The 15,635-nt window shown below is 62.3% G+C and carries 15 protein-coding genes; 5 read left to right on the top strand and 10 right to left on the bottom strand.

Annotation, left to right across the window (positions count from 1 at the left end; all coding sequences use genetic code 11):
- Positions 1-26 precede the first annotated feature (26 nt).
- The 6 genes from ACTNFK_RS09730 to ACTNFK_RS09705 form a co-directional block, all read right to left on the bottom strand.
- A complete protein-coding gene (locus tag ACTNFK_RS09730) occupies positions 27-890 on the bottom strand; it encodes a branched-chain amino acid ABC transporter permease (RefSeq protein WP_435936967.1) in 864 nt (287 codons plus the stop codon).
- Entirely contained in the window at positions 877-1,626 is a 750-nt protein-coding gene (locus ACTNFK_RS09725) for an ABC transporter ATP-binding protein (RefSeq protein ID WP_435936966.1), read from the bottom strand. The genes ACTNFK_RS09730 and ACTNFK_RS09725 overlap by 14 nt, the downstream gene beginning before the upstream one ends.
- A complete protein-coding gene (locus tag ACTNFK_RS09720; RefSeq protein ID WP_435936965.1) occupies positions 1,623-2,369 on the bottom strand; it encodes an ABC transporter ATP-binding protein in 747 nt (248 codons plus the stop codon). Before ACTNFK_RS09720 ends, ACTNFK_RS09725 begins: the two co-directional genes overlap by 4 nt.
- Positions 2,366-3,673, bottom strand: coding sequence for an ABC transporter substrate-binding protein (locus tag ACTNFK_RS09715; protein WP_435936964.1), 1,308 nt, complete (start codon positions 3,671-3,673; stop codon positions 2,366-2,368). Before ACTNFK_RS09715 ends, ACTNFK_RS09720 begins: the two co-directional genes overlap by 4 nt.
- A gap of 174 nt (positions 3,674-3,847) precedes the next feature.
- Positions 3,848-4,234 (bottom strand): RidA family protein, encoded by a 387-nt coding sequence (locus ACTNFK_RS09710; RefSeq protein WP_435936963.1) that lies wholly within the window; start codon positions 4,232-4,234, stop codon positions 3,848-3,850.
- Between the two features lie 14 nt (positions 4,235-4,248).
- Positions 4,249-4,929: an enoyl-CoA hydratase/isomerase family protein gene (locus tag ACTNFK_RS09705; protein WP_435936962.1), complete on the bottom strand. Its 681-nt coding sequence runs from the start codon at positions 4,927-4,929 to the stop codon at positions 4,249-4,251.
- Between the two features lie 416 nt (positions 4,930-5,345).
- Here ACTNFK_RS09705 and ACTNFK_RS09700 point away from each other — a divergent pair, with 416 nt between their 5' ends.
- Entirely contained in the window at positions 5,346-5,732 is a 387-nt protein-coding gene (locus ACTNFK_RS09700; RefSeq protein WP_435936961.1) for a RidA family protein, read from the top strand.
- An 88-nt stretch (positions 5,733-5,820) separates the two neighbouring features.
- Entirely contained in the window at positions 5,821-7,014 is a 1,194-nt protein-coding gene (locus ACTNFK_RS09695) for an acyl-CoA dehydrogenase family protein (RefSeq protein ID WP_435936960.1), read from the top strand.
- A 77-nt stretch (positions 7,015-7,091) separates the two neighbouring features.
- Here the strand turns inward: ACTNFK_RS09695 and ACTNFK_RS09690 are convergent, their stop codons facing one another.
- Entirely contained in the window at positions 7,092-8,558 is a 1,467-nt protein-coding gene (locus ACTNFK_RS09690) for an amidase (RefSeq protein WP_435936959.1), read from the bottom strand.
- Between the two features lie 90 nt (positions 8,559-8,648).
- Here ACTNFK_RS09690 and ACTNFK_RS09685 point away from each other — a divergent pair, with 90 nt between their 5' ends.
- Positions 8,649-9,539 (top strand): alpha/beta hydrolase, encoded by an 891-nt coding sequence (locus tag ACTNFK_RS09685; protein WP_435936958.1) that lies wholly within the window; start codon positions 8,649-8,651, stop codon positions 9,537-9,539.
- 401 nt (positions 9,540-9,940) lie between these two features.
- Here ACTNFK_RS09685 and ACTNFK_RS09680 read toward each other — a convergent pair whose 3' ends face one another.
- From ACTNFK_RS09680 to ACTNFK_RS09670, 3 genes are all read right to left on the bottom strand, one after another.
- On the bottom strand, positions 9,941-10,522 hold the full coding sequence (locus ACTNFK_RS09680) for a carboxymuconolactone decarboxylase family protein (protein ID WP_435936957.1): 582 nt from the start codon (positions 10,520-10,522) through the stop codon (positions 9,941-9,943).
- Between the two features lie 3 nt (positions 10,523-10,525).
- A complete protein-coding gene (locus ACTNFK_RS09675) occupies positions 10,526-11,209 on the bottom strand; it encodes an enoyl-CoA hydratase/isomerase family protein (RefSeq protein WP_435936956.1) in 684 nt (227 codons plus the stop codon).
- Positions 11,210-11,309: 100 nt separating this feature from the next.
- On the bottom strand, positions 11,310-11,789 hold the full coding sequence (locus ACTNFK_RS09670) for a VOC family protein (protein WP_445117156.1): 480 nt from the start codon (positions 11,787-11,789) through the stop codon (positions 11,310-11,312).
- A 284-nt stretch (positions 11,790-12,073) separates the two neighbouring features.
- Between ACTNFK_RS09670 and ACTNFK_RS09665 the strand changes: the two genes are divergently transcribed.
- Positions 12,074-14,263 carry an alpha-ketoacid dehydrogenase subunit alpha/beta gene (locus ACTNFK_RS09665; RefSeq protein ID WP_435936954.1) on the top strand — a complete coding sequence of 730 codons (2,190 nt, stop codon included), beginning with the start codon at positions 12,074-12,076 and terminating at the stop codon, positions 14,261-14,263.
- Positions 14,263-15,579 carry a dihydrolipoamide acetyltransferase family protein gene (locus tag ACTNFK_RS09660; RefSeq protein WP_435936953.1) on the top strand — a complete coding sequence of 439 codons (1,317 nt, stop codon included), beginning with the start codon at positions 14,263-14,265 and terminating at the stop codon, positions 15,577-15,579. Before ACTNFK_RS09665 ends, ACTNFK_RS09660 begins: the two co-directional genes overlap by 1 nt.
- Positions 15,580-15,635: the final 56 nt, after the last annotated feature.

Genomic DNA, 15,635 nt, shown 5'->3' with positions numbered 1-15,635 from the left:
AATGAGGAGAGAGTTCGGGGTGTTCATCAAAGACTCCTTGCCGGGATCAGACCCTGCGGACGGAACGCGAGCACGAGCAGGAAGAGGAGATGGCCGGCCAGAATTGAACTCGAAGGATCAAAATGTGCGACGAGCGTCTGCACAACTCCGAGCGAAAGCCCACCGACGAGGGTGCCCCAAAGGGAACCCAACCCGCCGATGACAACGGCTTCGAATGCGAATATCAGTCGCATCGAACCAGCCGTGGGCTCAACAGACGAGCGTGCGGCGAGGAGTAGACCCGCGATCGCCACAGCTCCGAAGGCAATGCCGGTCGCGAAGCCATAGATGTGGCGGGAGTTCGCTCCCGTGAGTCTGGCAGTGTCCGGGTCGTCGGAAACCGCACGCGTCATACGGCCGGTGGCAGTCCGGCGCAGGAACAGCTCGATCGCCACGATGCAGAGGATCGCCAGCATAAGTCCGAGCACGCCGATGTAGGGAATCGCAATCGGTCCCACGGGGAACGATGCCGTCGCAAGTTGGCCGACATCAAGCCGCTGCGGGTTCGCGGAGAATGCCTCGAGGAGGGCATTCTGGATAACGATCGACATGCCGAATGTGACGAGGAGCGTCGAGAGCGGCCCGGAATTCAAGCTCTGCTGAAAGAGGGTGCGCTGCAGGAAGTAGCCGATGGCGGCGAACGCCGGCACGGTAATCGCGACGACGAGCCACACTGGGAATGAAGTCTCGCCAACGAGGAGGATCGCGAGGAATGCCGCGAGGATCGCGAAGTCGCCGTGCGCCAGGTTGACAATCCGCATGACGCCAAACATGATCGAAAGACCGACGGCAAAGAGCGTGTATAGGCCTCCAAGCAGGATCCCTTGCGCCAAGGCATCAAGAATCTGCATCTGAATTTCTTTCCTTCCTACCGCCTCGTCCGTGTGCGACGCCAAAGTAAGCGTCCTCCACCTCTGAGCGTTCGAGTTCCGATGCCACTCCCGTGAGAACTGTTCTTCCTTCGAGCAGGCAGAGCGCGCGATCCGCGACGGAGAGAGCCTGTGCGACGTTCTGCTCGACGAAGAGAACCGAGCATCCAGTCTCGACGACGCGGGGAATCATGCCGTAGATGCGTGCAACGATCGACGGTGCGAGGCCCAACGAGAGCTCGTCGATCAGCAGAACGTCGGGGTTGCTGAGTAGTGCTCTTCCGATGGCGACCGCCTGCTGCTCGCCGCCGGAAAGCCGCGCTACCGGCTTCGCGCGGCGCTCCTTCATCCAGGGGAACAGCTCGAAGATAGCCTCGAGCGACCATGTACCGCGGCGCTTCCGGTAGGTGCCGGTCAGTAGGTTCTCCTCGAGGGAGAGGGAGCGGAACAGCCGCCGTCCCTCAGGAACCAGCGCGATGCCGGCCTCGACACGCCGACCCGCATGCAGGTCGGTGATGTCCTCCCCCCTCAAAAAAATACGACCGCTGGTCGGACGATGAGTTCCGGCGATAGCTCTCATCAACGTGGACTTCCCAGCTCCGTTCGCGCCGATGACGGCCGTCTTCTCACCGTCGTTGACGTCGAGAGAGAAGTCGCGCACCGCGTGCAGCTGGCCGTGATGAACATTGATCTCTTGTACCGAGAGGAGGGTGGTCACGCTGTGTCCTCTTCCGTAGTCAGGGTGGTGCCGAGGTAGACCTCTCGAACAACTGGGTCGTCTAGGACCTCGAAGGGATCACCATCCGCGATCAAACGCCCACCAGCAAGGCATGCAAGACGGCGCACCGTTTGGGTGAGTGCATGCACAACATGCTCGATCCAAACAATTGCCAGCCCCTCCTGCTGAACCCCGCGGATCAACTCAACGAGATCGGCAACCTCCGGCTCCGTCAGACCTCCGGCAACCTCGTCGAGGAGCAGTACTGTCGGATCTGATGCGAGCCCGCGAGCAAGCTCGAGCCGCTTTCTAGCAAGTAGACCGAGCGACCCGGCCTGAGCGTTGAGAACATCACCCAGGCCGACACGCTCCCCTGTCTCAGCGGCTCGCGTGTACGCGGCATGACCGTGGAGGCCAGCCCCGGACGTTGCGAAGACGAGGAGATTCTCGAAAACGCTCATACCCTCGAATGGGCGAGGGATCTGGAATGTGCGGCCGATCCCGATCCGGGTGCGGTCCTGAGCGGGGAGAGAGCTGATATCCCTCCCCAGCATCGAGATCGCACCCGAATCGGGCTTCTGCTCACCCGCGATCATTGAGAACAGCGTGCTCTTCCCAGCGCCGTTCGGACCTACGATCCCGATTGCTTCTCCCGGAGCCACAGTTAGATCGAGATCCTCGGCCACGACTACCTCACCGAACCGTTTCGAGATTCCTCTCAGAGCGAGTACGGGCTCGGTCATGCGTTCGTCGGCTCAAGGTCGCCGCCAATCGGGATATCCGGGCGTGTCTTATTGTCGACCACAACCAGGTCCCACTCGAAGTCGGTGCCTGGGCGCCACTGGATCCCAGCGCACCTTTGGATCGCCACCCCGCGCTCTGGGCCGGAAGAAAAGTCGAGTTCACCGCTGATACCCGTGTACTTCAGATTCTGGAGCTGATTTGCGACATCGTCCCGATCCTTCGGGTCGTCAGCACCCTTGAAACACTCGACCGCTACCTCGAACAGTGAGTACAGCGAGCCAAGCGCCTGCGACCACTGCTTGCCGGTGTCGCTTGTAAAGGCGGCGGCCAGATCCTTGGCCGACGTGCCGTCGATGCTCGACTCGTAGGGAAACGTCGGCAGCCACCAGCCGAGTGTGGCGATGTTGTTGGCCAACGGGCCGAGCGCCTCCGCCTCGGCTGGGAACAGCATAGACTTCATGATCGCTGCGAGCTGCGGACGGTAGTTCTGCTGCTGTGCCTGGCGCCAGAAGTTCTGAAAGTCCGGCGGGATCGGGATTCCGGTGAAGAGCTCGGTTCCTGCGTCCTTGAACCTCGCAATCTGAGGAGAGAAGTCCGAGGCACCGTTCTGGTAGCTGCCGCCATCGCTGACATCGAAGCCCGCAACCGGAAGTGCATTGGCGAAACCAGAACGAACTGCGTTGCCGTCCGTGTCATCAGGCCAGAGACTTCCCACCCGGCGATTGGTGTCCAGTCGGTCAAACATGCCGATGAACGTATCGCCCATGTCGCCGAGACCCGCGTAGAAGTTCGCGCCGTACTTGAACGTCTGGCCGCCTGGCTCGCCGCCGCGACCGTAGTACCAAGACTCCCAGGGCACGATCGTGGTCGCGTGGGGAATGCCATCGGCCTCGCACTGATCCGACACGGGGTTCGCGGTGTCGGGAGTGCCCGAGGCGATTATGAAGTCCACCCCGTCAGAGGTGATCATTTGCTTTGTCACCTCGGTGGCACGCGTCGGGCTTGACTGCGTGTCCTTGACGATGATCTCCACACGACGCTTCATGCCGCCCGCCGTGAAGCCGTTCCGCAACGCTTCGTTCACGTGTTTGATCACGAACTCGTCGGGCTCGGCGAAGCTCGCCAGCGGGCCGGTGCGCGGCGATACTAGCCCGATTTTCAGCACGTCGGATCCGCCTGCACCACCGGACGAGCCGCGAAGTCCACCGCAGCTGCTGAGGAGCATCGATCCGCCGACCACGGCGGCACCGAAGCCTGCCCCCTTCAGAAGACCACGACGATTGAGTTGAGGAAGATTGGACATAAGTGTTACTCCTATTGCCAGGATCACCCGGCTCTCTACGCTGAGACATTGGAGCAAAAGAAGCACCAACGCACATAATGTACATCTAGACTACATAACATGTCCAGCGTAACTTATCTTTGTTACTGATTTGTTGTTCACGTTGCGGCCGCGGACGCCAACAAGGGCTGTCATTCAGAGTGCCGCGATGGCGTCGATCTCGAACTCCGCGTCCGCGAATAGCGAGTCCACGCCGATCACCGTGCTCGCCGAGCGTGGCACGTCCCCATACACCTTGTCCCGGGTCTCCCGCCAGATCGTGAGCCGCTCTTGGTCGAGGTGCTTCACATAGGCGTTGACCCTCACCAAGTCGGAGAATGTCAGTCCCCAGACTGCTAGTGCTCGCTCCAGCTGCTGGTACCCCAGCTCGACGGCACGCTCGAACGTCGCGGGATTCGAGCCATTCTCTTCGAAGCCAATCTGCCCAGAGACGAAGATCGTTTCACCGATCGACAGCTTCAGGCTGTCAGCGATTCCAGGAATGACCGGAGCTGCATTCCTAACAATTCTCGAATTCGACATTTGCCGAGCTTCTCTCACTTCTCGTACGCCTGTGACAGCAGCTTGAACGCCGCGTCCAGTCCATCGCTGAGGTTGAGTTGCTCGAGCTGGTACACTGACGGCCGGCCCGAGGCCATCGTCTTGCCCGCTCGAGCAGCCTTGTTCAGCCACTCGCTCGCAAGTGCGTCGACTTGATCCGCGCTGCCGATCTCGTTGAGGAGACCAACGCTGACCGCCTGGTCTGCCGTGAAGGGCTCGCCGCTCGCGATGTTCTGGATCGCCGCGCGCGCGCCGAGGCGCTTGATCAACGGCACCTGGGCGACAATCGGCCAGACGCCGACGCTCACCTCATACGAGCCGATCTTCGCATCGGGTACGGAGATTGCATAGTCGGCAACTGCGACGAACGCGCCGCCCGAGGCCACAGCATCGCCATTCACCACCGCGACGACCGGCTTCGGCAGCTCGGGTATCAGCTTGAGGATGCTGATGAGTGCCGAATAGAAGGGAATTGGATCGGCACCTGCCTGGATCGCCGGCACATCGAGGCCCCCGCAGAAGACATCACCAACGCCAGTGAGGATGATTCCGCTCGTGTTGGGGTCCTCGCCCGCAGCACGAAGGCCGGCCTCGAGCTTAGCCATAACCTCCGGGTTCAGCAGGTTACGACCGGGACCGGTGATTTCGACTCGTGAAATAGCAGCAGTTGCGCTCATTTCGGGATCCTCCTTCAGTGATGGGTAGCAAAGGCTTCGAATCTGCTGTTGAGCTTGGAAGGCGCTCCGCAGCTTCTTAAAAGCGTTCCAGAGTGGTGGAAACAAGTCAAGACACACTTGATTTGTTGTTCTATGAAAATGACCGGCCGCATGTCAGAGCGTGAGGGATGCGTCGTGCCATCAGTGCCTGATAGGCGGCAGGATCCGCATATTCCCGCTGAATTCCGTTGCTGTTTCGCGGTCGCCTGGGCCGTCGGGACATCGGACCACTCGTCACGTTGGAGGTATAGTAAGACTGGACACGATGTGTTCGATGACCTTATGCTGTTGGTTGTCGGATCTGGCGGGGCTGCGGCTTGTTCCCACCGGCCACGACCGCAACAAAGGCAATGGAGCATTAGTTTAGGGAGTAGAAGATGACCGAAAACCGACTCGTCAGAATCGACGCACCGTTAGTTCCGGGTATCTCGGACAGCGTGAAGGTGGCACCCGGTGAGTTGCTCTTCGTCTCCGGCGCGGTCGGCTTCGAGAACGATGGCAGCGTTCCCACCGACTTCTCGCGCGCGGTTGAGCTGACTCTTAGGGATGTCGAGCGTGCGCTGCACGCCGGTGGGGCGACGGTCTCCGATCTGGTGCGCATCAACGTATACATCACGGAGCTCGACGATGAGAAACTTGCTGTTTTCCGCACGGTGCGGGACACGATCCTCGACCTCGAGAGTGTCCCTGCGAGCACTGTGATCGGTGTTCATTCGCTTTTCAAAGACTCGACGATCGAAATCGACGCGATCGCCGCCGTTTAGACCTTCACTTATCCCCTTGTCGGTGCAATTCGCGAACGACATCGATCGCGACTGAACGCAACGCAACCACGAAAGGAAAGAAATTACCGTGAACGATACAGTGGCTCCGGATGTACCGAGCCTTATCCAGATGATTGACGAGCTTCGCCCAATGCTCCAGGCGAATGGAGCCCAGGGTGAGCTGGATCGGAGGGTGCTCCAGGAGTCTGTCGACGCCCTCGAGAAGATCGGTGCGTTCCGCGTGACCCAGCCCAAGCGCTACGGCGGCTTCCAGGGCACGTCCCAGGACCATGTCGACGTTGCGCGCGCTGTTGGACGCGGCGATGGAGGAACGGCCTGGATCACTGCATTGCACAATATGGCTGGCTGGCTCACGGCACTGATGCCAACTCAGGCGCAGGACGAGGTTTGGGGTGAGGATCCGAACACTCGCGTTACTGTTGTGCTCTCCACGAGCGGCAAGACGAGGCGGGTAACGGGCGGCTACATGGTGAGTGGTGAGTGGGGCTACGCGTCAGGGTCGCTCCACGCCGGATGGTCGTTCCTCGGTGCCGAGCTCGTCGACGAGGAAGGGAATTTTGACGACACTGCTCAGCTTCTCGTCCCCGCTAGCGACCTGACGCTCAAGGACACTTGGTATGTCGCCGGTATGCGCTCAAGTGGCAGCAACACATGGGTTGCCGAGGACATTTTCGTACCGGACCATCGCGTGATGCGGGGTACCCCCGCGCTGGGCGGTGAATACCCGGGCACAACTGAGGATACGCCGAACGTATATCGCGCGGGTTGGATCCCGTGGCTGAACGTGATCCTTGTCGGCGCCCAGCTCGGCATTGGGCGCGCTGTGCTCGACAAGGTGCTTGACGGGGCTTCGCGGCCCATCGCCTACACGAACTTCGCGCACAAGAGCGATTCGATTGCGTTCCAGCTTGACATCGCCAAGGCCGCACTCACGCTCGACTCAGCTGATCTGATGATCGGTCGCGCCTGCCGCGAGATCGACGAGCCTGCGGCTGCCGGCGTGTACCCGGACTACATGACCCGCGCGCGCAACCGGGCCTATGTTGGGTGGGCTGCCGAGACCGTGTCCAACGCGATTAACATGTTGCTCACGGCGCACGGCTCCGGTGGGTTTGCGGAGGTCAACGTGCTGCAACGGTATTGGCGCGACCAGGCCGTCGCCGCCCGCCACGCCTTCATCCTCCCCGCACTGGGCTACGAGCTGTACGGTAAGGCTCTGCTCGGCCGGACCGATGGGGATAGCGTGACGCCGCTGGTCTGATTCAGGCGAAGAACGCGAATGGGGGCCTTTGGTGCGTACACCGGAGGCCCCCATTCGTTCTGCATTCGGGGGCGAAGTCACCCCACTAGACTGTAGTTGCCGAACCAGGGTCGGGCTTCTTCGAACGCAGCAGCCGCGGCGAAGACACTCGCATCTTGGAACTTCTTGCCAACAATCAGCATGCCGACCGGAAGACCATCGACGAGGCCCGTTGGGACGCTGGCGCTCGGGAACCCGGTGAAATTCGTGAGATAGGTAGGGCACCATCCGATTAGGGGATCCACTGCGTGGCCTTCAATCGTCGTCGGGCCGGCCGTCTCACCATCTGTTCGATTGCTCACGGGCATGCTCGTGACCGTCGGGCCGAGGAGCAAGTCGAAGTGCTCCGTGGCCTCGATAAAGCAGTCAAGTACTGCCGTCCGCATCACGCGGTCGCGCACGATCTCGTCGAAAGCCATCCGGCGGGCCACTTCCACCCACTGCAGCACGGCCTCCGGGGCCCCGAGCTCGTCGGGTGAAACTCCACGAGCCGCGAAGCCGTCGACGTCCGCGGCCATCAGGGTTCCCATCGCTCGGAGCCACATCTGCGTGAGTTCATCGTGCGGGTGGGAGAGGTTCAGGGTGACTGGCTCGACGATCGCGCCGAGGCTTTCGAACGTCTCTGCCGCCCTCTCGATACGGTCCGCGATGCTCGGCTCGACTGGAAAACCACCGAAGTCCAGCGACAGGCCCATCCGTTTGCCCACGACTCCCGCGGTGAGCACTCTCGACGAGATGGGGCTCTCGGGCGTTGAGTACGGGTCATGAGGGTCGAAGCCTTGGAGCGCGTTGAAGGCAAGCAGGCCGTCCTCCACCGTTCTCGTCACCGCTCCTTCGTACAGGTGCGGGCCGAGGTGGTAGAGGGACGGCCGAGGCGATGAGGGGACACGCCCCGCCGACGCCTGAAACCCGAAGGTGTTCGTCCATGCCGCCGGAATCCGGATCGAACCTCCGGCATCGGAGGCTCCCGCTATTGGCACCATTCCGGATCCGACCGCGGCCGCGCTGCCGCCCGAGGAACCACCGGCGTTCCGACCGGCGTCGAAGGGGTTCCGTGTGGGGCCGAAGCACGTGTTGTCGGTCACGCCCCGGAACCCAAAGGTCGAACTGTTTGTCTGCCCGATCAGAATGCCGTCGTGCCGTAGGACCTGAAGCGGGTACCGTGACCAGACACCGTCCGGGGCCGAGTCTTCCAACGCCGCCGGCAGACCGCCAAGCGTGGTTGGCCACCCAGGACGGAAACCGTAGAGGTCCTTCATGAGCGTAGGTATGCCTGCCAACGATCCGACAGGTTCGCAGCGCGCGAGTCGCTGATCGAGCGCTGTAGCCGCGGACACCGCTTCTTCCTCGGAGAGGAAGGTCGCTGCGCCGTAGACGGGATTCAGTGCGTGAATCCGCTCGACCGCATCGCTCGTCACTTCGACGGCGCTGCATTCACCCCGACGGATGCGCTGAAGTATTTCGCTCGCCGATGTCCACCGTTCCGGCAATTCAGCCTCACCCATGCCGCCATCCCTCCAAGAAGCAATAAGTCTCACTGCTCATGCTGTATAGTAAGACTAAATGTAGTTGAGAGTGTACGTCAAGGAGCAAGGGTGCGACTTTATCGAGACTTCGAGACCCAAGAGGAAATCGACGCAGAATACGATCTCGAGTCGGTTCTCGACATGAACTCCTACGGAGAGTGGATGAAGGAATCGGCTCGCAGCGCTCGTCGAGACCTTGCTCACGAACGCCAGATCCACTATGGGCCGACAGTGGATGAGTTCATAGACATATTCCCATCTGAAACGCCGAACTCGCCGGTGCTGGTGTTCATCCACGGCGGCTGGTGGCGAGCAATGCTGAGTTCTGATTTCCACATGGTCGCCCGCGGCCCAGTGAGTCTAGGCATGACGGTTGTTATGGTCAACTATTCTCATTGCCCGAAAGTCTCTATCTCCGAAATTACTCGACAGAACAGAGCGGCTCTGGCGTGGACGTACCACAACATCTCCCGCTTCAACGGCGACCCCGAGGCTATCTTCGTCTCAGGTCATTCTGCGGGAGGACACCAGGTAGGTATGCTGTCCGTCACCGACTGGGTGGGTGCGTACGGACTACCGTCAGACGTCATCAAGGGTGGCATTCCCATCAGCGGTCTGTTCGATCTCCGACCGTTCCGCTACTCCTGGCTGCAGCCGAAGCTACTTCTCACTCACGAGACCATTGCAAGAGAGAGTCCTCTGTTCCTTGTTGAACAAGCACCTAAGCTCCCGCCGCTTCTGACCACGCTGGGCGGCGATGAGTCGGCTGAGTTTCATCGTCAGTCGAGCGATTTTTCCGATCAATGGAGGCTGTTCGGCGGGGAGGCCACAGGACTCGATCAACCAGGAAAGGATCACATCAGTGCTATCGCTGGCTTCGAAGATCCTGGGAGTACTTTGTGTTGCGCCATTAAGGATTTTACGAACCGCATCCAATCGAAGCGCGCTTCGTTCGACTAGAGCGCGCCCTCGCTGTTCAAAGAGCAGGTCGTTGGTCAGCAGGGACTGTCTTGACCCTTGGTTCAACGTTCTCCGGGGATGATGAAAGCCCCGAGATGGGAGGACTCATGCAGGAGAGTCGGATACATAGCCGAGGATCTTGGTCGGGTCGAGAGTGTCTAGGTTGAATTGGCGCAAACGTAAATGACCGGACAATGCTGATGGACGCGTCCGCTGATTGGGTTCAAGAAGTCATCTCGCAACAAGCCCAAACTCATGCCACATCAGCGGTAGCGCTAATGAGTGGACCCATCGGGAAGGACTGGTTTGAGGATTGAGTGTCAGATCAGCGGTTCGCAAACCCGGCTGAACATGCGGTCGGGCGCATTCCCGCAAGGTGGAGAGGGGATCCGTCCATTGAGCTAGTCGACATGCACGAGACCGAGACCCTCGGGCATATCCACCTCGAAGTCCATGACTCTATGAAATCTGGACAATGCGTTCCAGATGCTGATGCTGAAAGTCAACTCCAGCAACTCCACATCGCTGAACGCGTCGCGCGCACGGCGTCGGGTTTCATGCCGCACACCGTACGGCAAAGCTTGGCGAGACCGTTGAGAGGTTTCCAAGGTCATTTCTTTAGTGAGCTCAAGAGCGATCTTGAGCCGTGGGTCAAATTCCTCCCATTCTTCAAGTACTGTCTGTTGGATAGTTCTCGCTGCAATCCCGTTGCGTAAGGCGGAAGCGACTCGGTGGCTCACCGTATAAGTGCAGTGGTTCAACTTAGCGACGAGCAGTGCACTGAGATCCTTGATTTTCATATCAAGCTCTCCAGGAGCAACAACCTCATGGAGAAACGGCAAGTACGCTGCGAATAGATCGGGTTTTACCATGAGCGCTCGCCACGTCAGGAGGATTTGTCCGTACTGTTCTGCTCCCGCGTTCGCAATGTCACGGGCTGGCCCGTGGAGATCGCCGACTTCCTTGAGCTCAATAAGCGCCATGTTCTACACCTTCTGGAATAGGGAGTCGAACTTTTCGGCAGCAGCGTCCAGCGCCACGTCGTACGGGAGGTCTTCGATGCTGTAGAAGAAGCGTCGGTTCGAATAGACGCCATGACCGCGCGCAGCCGCTGCCAACCAACTTTCGACTCGGTCACGGACTTGGTTTGCAGGCACTACTTCGTTCACAAGTCCTACATTCGCAGCCCGTCGTGCAGTGAACGGTTCCCCGCTCCCCACCGTTTCTATGGCGTTCCTAGCGCCAATTCGCTTCACTAGCGGTACCTGGGCTATGACGGGCCAAACACCAAGACCGACCTCGTGGCTACCAATCTTCACCTCAGTAGACGCAACAGCATAGTCACACGCCGCAACCAGCGCGGCGCCAGACGCAATGGCATCCCCACATACGGCGGCAGCTATGGGCTTTTCAAGAGTGGGGAATACCTTGAGGAGTCTGGCCAATTCGTGCGCGAAGTGTTGAGGACTTTCACCTGAGCGAATGCTTGCGAGGTCCAGGCCCTCGCAAAATGACTCGTTCGACCCAGCGAGAATGATGCCAGTTGCCCTCGAATCATTGTTCGCAGCGATCAGTTCTTCTGTGAGCCTTCGCATGCGCTCGGGGTTAAGCATGTTGCGCGGGTCGTCACCAATACGCACGGTTGCAAATTGCTCAGTTGCTGAGTTCATAGTGTTTCTCTCCTAGGTTTCCGCAGCGTTGGCGTGTCACTACTGTGGTCTGCGTCCTTCCATGCGGGTGACCAGTATGTGACCGTGGACGCGGCCCGAATCATTCGGCGGGCCTGGCAGGGTGCCAGAGCTTGACAGCACTCGTTGTCTCGTAGAGCTTGCCGTTGGGAAAGCTCACGAGTTCGAACTGCATGCCCCAAGGTGCGCGGAAATAGATCCACGTCTGCCCAAGACTGTGACTGGAGCTCTGCGTCGGTTCGCCCATGATTTCGATATCGTGCGACCGGAGATGCTTGAGAGCCGCATCGAAGTCGTCAACATAGAAGGCGACATGGTGCCCACCAACGTCACTGTTGCGCGGATAGGGGCCCTGACTGTCGGCCGCCTCGTACTGAAACACCTCAAAGTTCGGGCCAAACCTACACCGATAGAAGCGGAGTTCACGCATGACCGTGCGCGGGTGCACTCCGAGGTGGGTCTTCATCCACTCATCCTCGTGTTCGAAGGGTCCGAGCGAGTAGACCCGTTCGCAACCGATAGTGTCCACGAAGAAGCGTTCGGCTTGATCAATATCGGGCACAGTTATGCCAATGTGCTCGACTCCTCTTAGCCCGGGCAAACCGTCAGATATAGTTTGGCTAAACACAATTGATCCAATCTAGGTGAATTCGTGATTAGCATACCTCTCCGCCAGCGCTTGCAACAGCCTGCGTTGCAAGCAGAACGGCACGAGATGAACTGAATCGGACTTGCTTGAACAAATGAAATTGTTTAGCCTGAGTGAAGCATTTGATCGGAATGTGTGTAGTTAAACTGACCGTGCATTCATTCTTCTCAACGCCCTAACTAGATGGAGTTCCCCATATGTCCAAGCGCAGCAAGCTGGAGACCGGCGTCCCCTGGGTCGAGCTCACGACCACGCCGACCGACTGGAAGAAGGCGGACCCCGCGCTGCTGGCTACCATGCTTGGCCAGATTCAGCTCATTCGATCCTTCGAGGAGACCGTGCTCGATCTCGCCGGCCAGGGGCTCGTGCACGGACCTGCGCACTCCAGCATCGGGCAGGAGGGCGGCGCGGTCGGCTCGATCCTCACCCTGCGCTCGGCCGACGGCGTGAACGGCTCGCACCGCGGTCACCACCAGTTCCTCGCCAAGGCCATCACCCACGTCTCGGGTGGCGCCCTGAACCTCGACACCCTCGTCGACGCGGATATGCAGGCGATGCTGCAGCGGACGCTCGCCGAGATCCTCGGTCTCGCGCAGGGCTTCTCGGGCGGCCGCGGCGGCTCGATGCACCTGCAGTGGCTTGAGGCCGGTGCGCTCGGCACCAATGCGATCGTTGGCGGCGGCGGCCCGCTCGCCGCGGGCAACGCGTGGGCGCAGCGGTACGCGGGCACCGACGACGTATCGATCAATTACTTCGGCGACGGCTCGAGCCAGATCGGCTCGGTGCTCGAATCGATGAACCTCGCGGCGACCTGGAAGACCCCGGTCATGTTCTTCATCGAGAACAACCTCTACGCGGTCTCGACGCACGCGAGCGAGGCCTCAGCCGACACGCGATTCTCGGTGCGCGGCCAGGGCTTCGGCATTCCGGCCTGGCGGGTCGACGGCATGGACCCCCTCGCCGTTCACCTCGCGACGCAGGAGGCGCTGAAGCGCATGCGCGCGGGCGGGGGCCCCGCCATCATCGAGGCCGAGGTCTACCGCTTCTTCCACCAGAACGGCCCATACCCGGGCAGCGCCTTCGGCTACCGCACCAAGGCGGAGGAGGCCGAGTGGAAGGCGCGCGATCCGCTGGAGCGGGTCGCCTCCGAGATGATCGCCCTCGGTCACATCACCGAGGAGCAGGTGGCCTCGGTGCGCGCGCAGGCGAAGCAGGCGATGGCCTCCGCCGTCGAGGCGCTCACGGAGGACGATCCGGAGAACGAGGGCAAGCGCCGCATCCGCCCCGAGCTGTGGCCCGATCCCGCCGTCGTCGACACCGGGATCCGCGGCGACGCGAGCGAGCTTGCTTCGCTGACGGCGGTGGAGCCCGCAGCGCTCGGCGGCGAGTGGCGCGAGGCGAAGTTCGTCGACGTCGTCGCGCAGACCATGGAGCGCCGCATGGAGGCCGACGAGCGCATCGTCGTGCTCGGCGAAGACGTGCATCAGCTCGGCGGCGGCACGAACGGCGCCACCAAGGGCCTCGCGAAGCGCTTCGGCCCCGAGCGGGTCGTCGGTACGCCGATCAGCGAGAACGCCTTCTTCGGCTTCGCCGGCGGTGCCGCGCTCGACGGCCGCATCCGCCCCGTCGTCGAGTTCATGTACCCCGACTTCATGTGGGTCGCCGCCGACCAGGTGTTCAACCAGGTCGGCAAAGCCCGCCACATGTTCGGCGACAACAACACGCTGCCGCTCGTGCTGCGCACGAAGGTCGCCATGGGCTCGGGCTACGGCTCCCAGCACCTCATGGATCCGGCGGGCCTCTTCGCCACCGCGCCGGGTTGGCGCATCGTCGCCCCGTCGACCGCCGCCGACTACGTCGGCCTCATGAACGCGGCGCTCGCGCTCGAGGATCCGGTGCTCGTGATCGAGCACCTCGACCTCTACCAGCGCGCGGACCGGGTGCCCGCGGGCGACCTCGACTACGTCATCCCGCCCGGCACGGCGGCACTGCGCCGCGAGGGCTCGGACGCCACCGTGATCAGCTACCTCTCGATGGTGCACCACTGCGCCGAGGCGCTCGATCTGACCGGGCTCGACGCCGACCTCATCGACCTGCGCTGGCTCGACCGCGCTTCGATCGACTGGGACACCATCGAGGCGAGCGTGAAGAAGACCAATGCGGTGGTCATCGTGGAGCAGGGCGCCCGCGGCACCTCCTACGGCGGCTGGCTCGCCGACGAGATCCAGCGCCGCCTCTTCGACTGGCTCGACCAGCCTGTGCAGCGCGTCACCGGCGGCGAGGCCTCGCCCAGCATCTCGAAGGTGCTGGAGCGCGCGGCGATCGCCCGCACCGAAGAGGTCGTCACCGCCTTCGAGGCGCTCAAGCAGAACATGGGGGGCAACTGATGGCCGTGCTGATCCGCATGCCGGAGGTCCTCGCGAACGTCACCGAGGCCGCAATCCAGGCGTGGCTCGTCGGAGTCGGCGATGCGGTGAGCGCCGAGACCCCGATGGCGGAGATCGAGACCGAGAAGGCGATGGTCGAGTTCAACTCGGAGCACGAGGGCGTCATCGCCGAGCTGCTCGTGCCCGCCGGCGAGACCGTCGAGGTAGGCGTGCCCATCGCGATCCTCCGCCAGCAAGGCGACGACGACGCTGCAGTGGATGCGGTGCGGCCCGCGGGCGGCGCGAGCGCGGCCCCGGCCCCTGAGGCGGCGGCCGCACCGGCTGCGGCACCCGCACCGGCAGCCACTCCCGCTGCGAGCCCCGCACCGACGGCCACGCCACCGGCGGCACCCGTCATGCCCGCCGCGTCCGCTGAGGCCGCGGCGCCCGCCGACGGCGCCCGCCGCTTCTCGAGCCCCATCGTGCGCCGCCTCGCCCGCGAGCGCGGCATCGACCTCGCACTCGTCACCGGCACCGGTCCCGGCGGGCGCATCGTGCGCCGGGATCTCGAGGCCTTCGAGGCGCAGGCGCCCGCGGCTCAGGCGGCGCTCACGGCCGCCGGCACCGCTGCCGCGAGCGCGGCCACGGTCGCGAGCGACGGCGGCGAGGTGGTTCCGCTCACGGGCATGCGCAAGGCGATCGCGCGCAGGCTCGCCGAGAGCAAGTCGACCGTGCCCCACTTCTACCTGACCGCGCACTGCCGCGTCGACGATCTGCTCGCGCTCCGGAAGCAGATCAACGAGGCCGCGCCGGGCAAGGTCTCGGTGAACGACTTCGTGGTGAAGGCCGCCGCGCAGGCGCTCATCGATGTGCCCGAGGCGAACGCCGTTTGGGGCGGGGATCACGTCCGCCGCTTCGACACGGCGGACATCGCGGTGGCGGTCTCCACGGACGGGGGGCTGCTCACCCCGGTGGTCGGCGGCATCGAGTCGCTGAGCCTCACGGCGCTCAGCGAGCGCATCGCTGAGCTCGCCGGCCGCGCCCGCGAGGGCCGGCTGAAGCAGCACGAGCTTGAGGGTGGCAGCTTCTCCATCTCGAATCTCGGCATGTACGGCGTCGACGAGTTCAGCGCGATTCTGAACCCGCCGCAGTCGGGCATCCTCGCCGTGGGCGCGGCGACGCGGCAGCCCATCGTGATCGAGGGCGAACTCGCCGTCGGCACGGTGATGACCGTCACCCTCTCGGCGGATCACCGCGTGGTCGACGGCGCCCTCGGCGCCCAGTGGCTGCAGGCCTTCAAAACCCGGATCGAGCACCCGCTCACGATCCTCATCTGACCGTCGTGTCGCGGGCGGCCAGTGCCCGGTTGCCCGTGGCACGAGAGTCTCTCCCG

The sequence above is a fragment of the Leucobacter fengyongliangi genome, from assembly GCF_052386045.1.
This window is presented reverse-complemented; position numbering and strand designations above follow the sequence as displayed.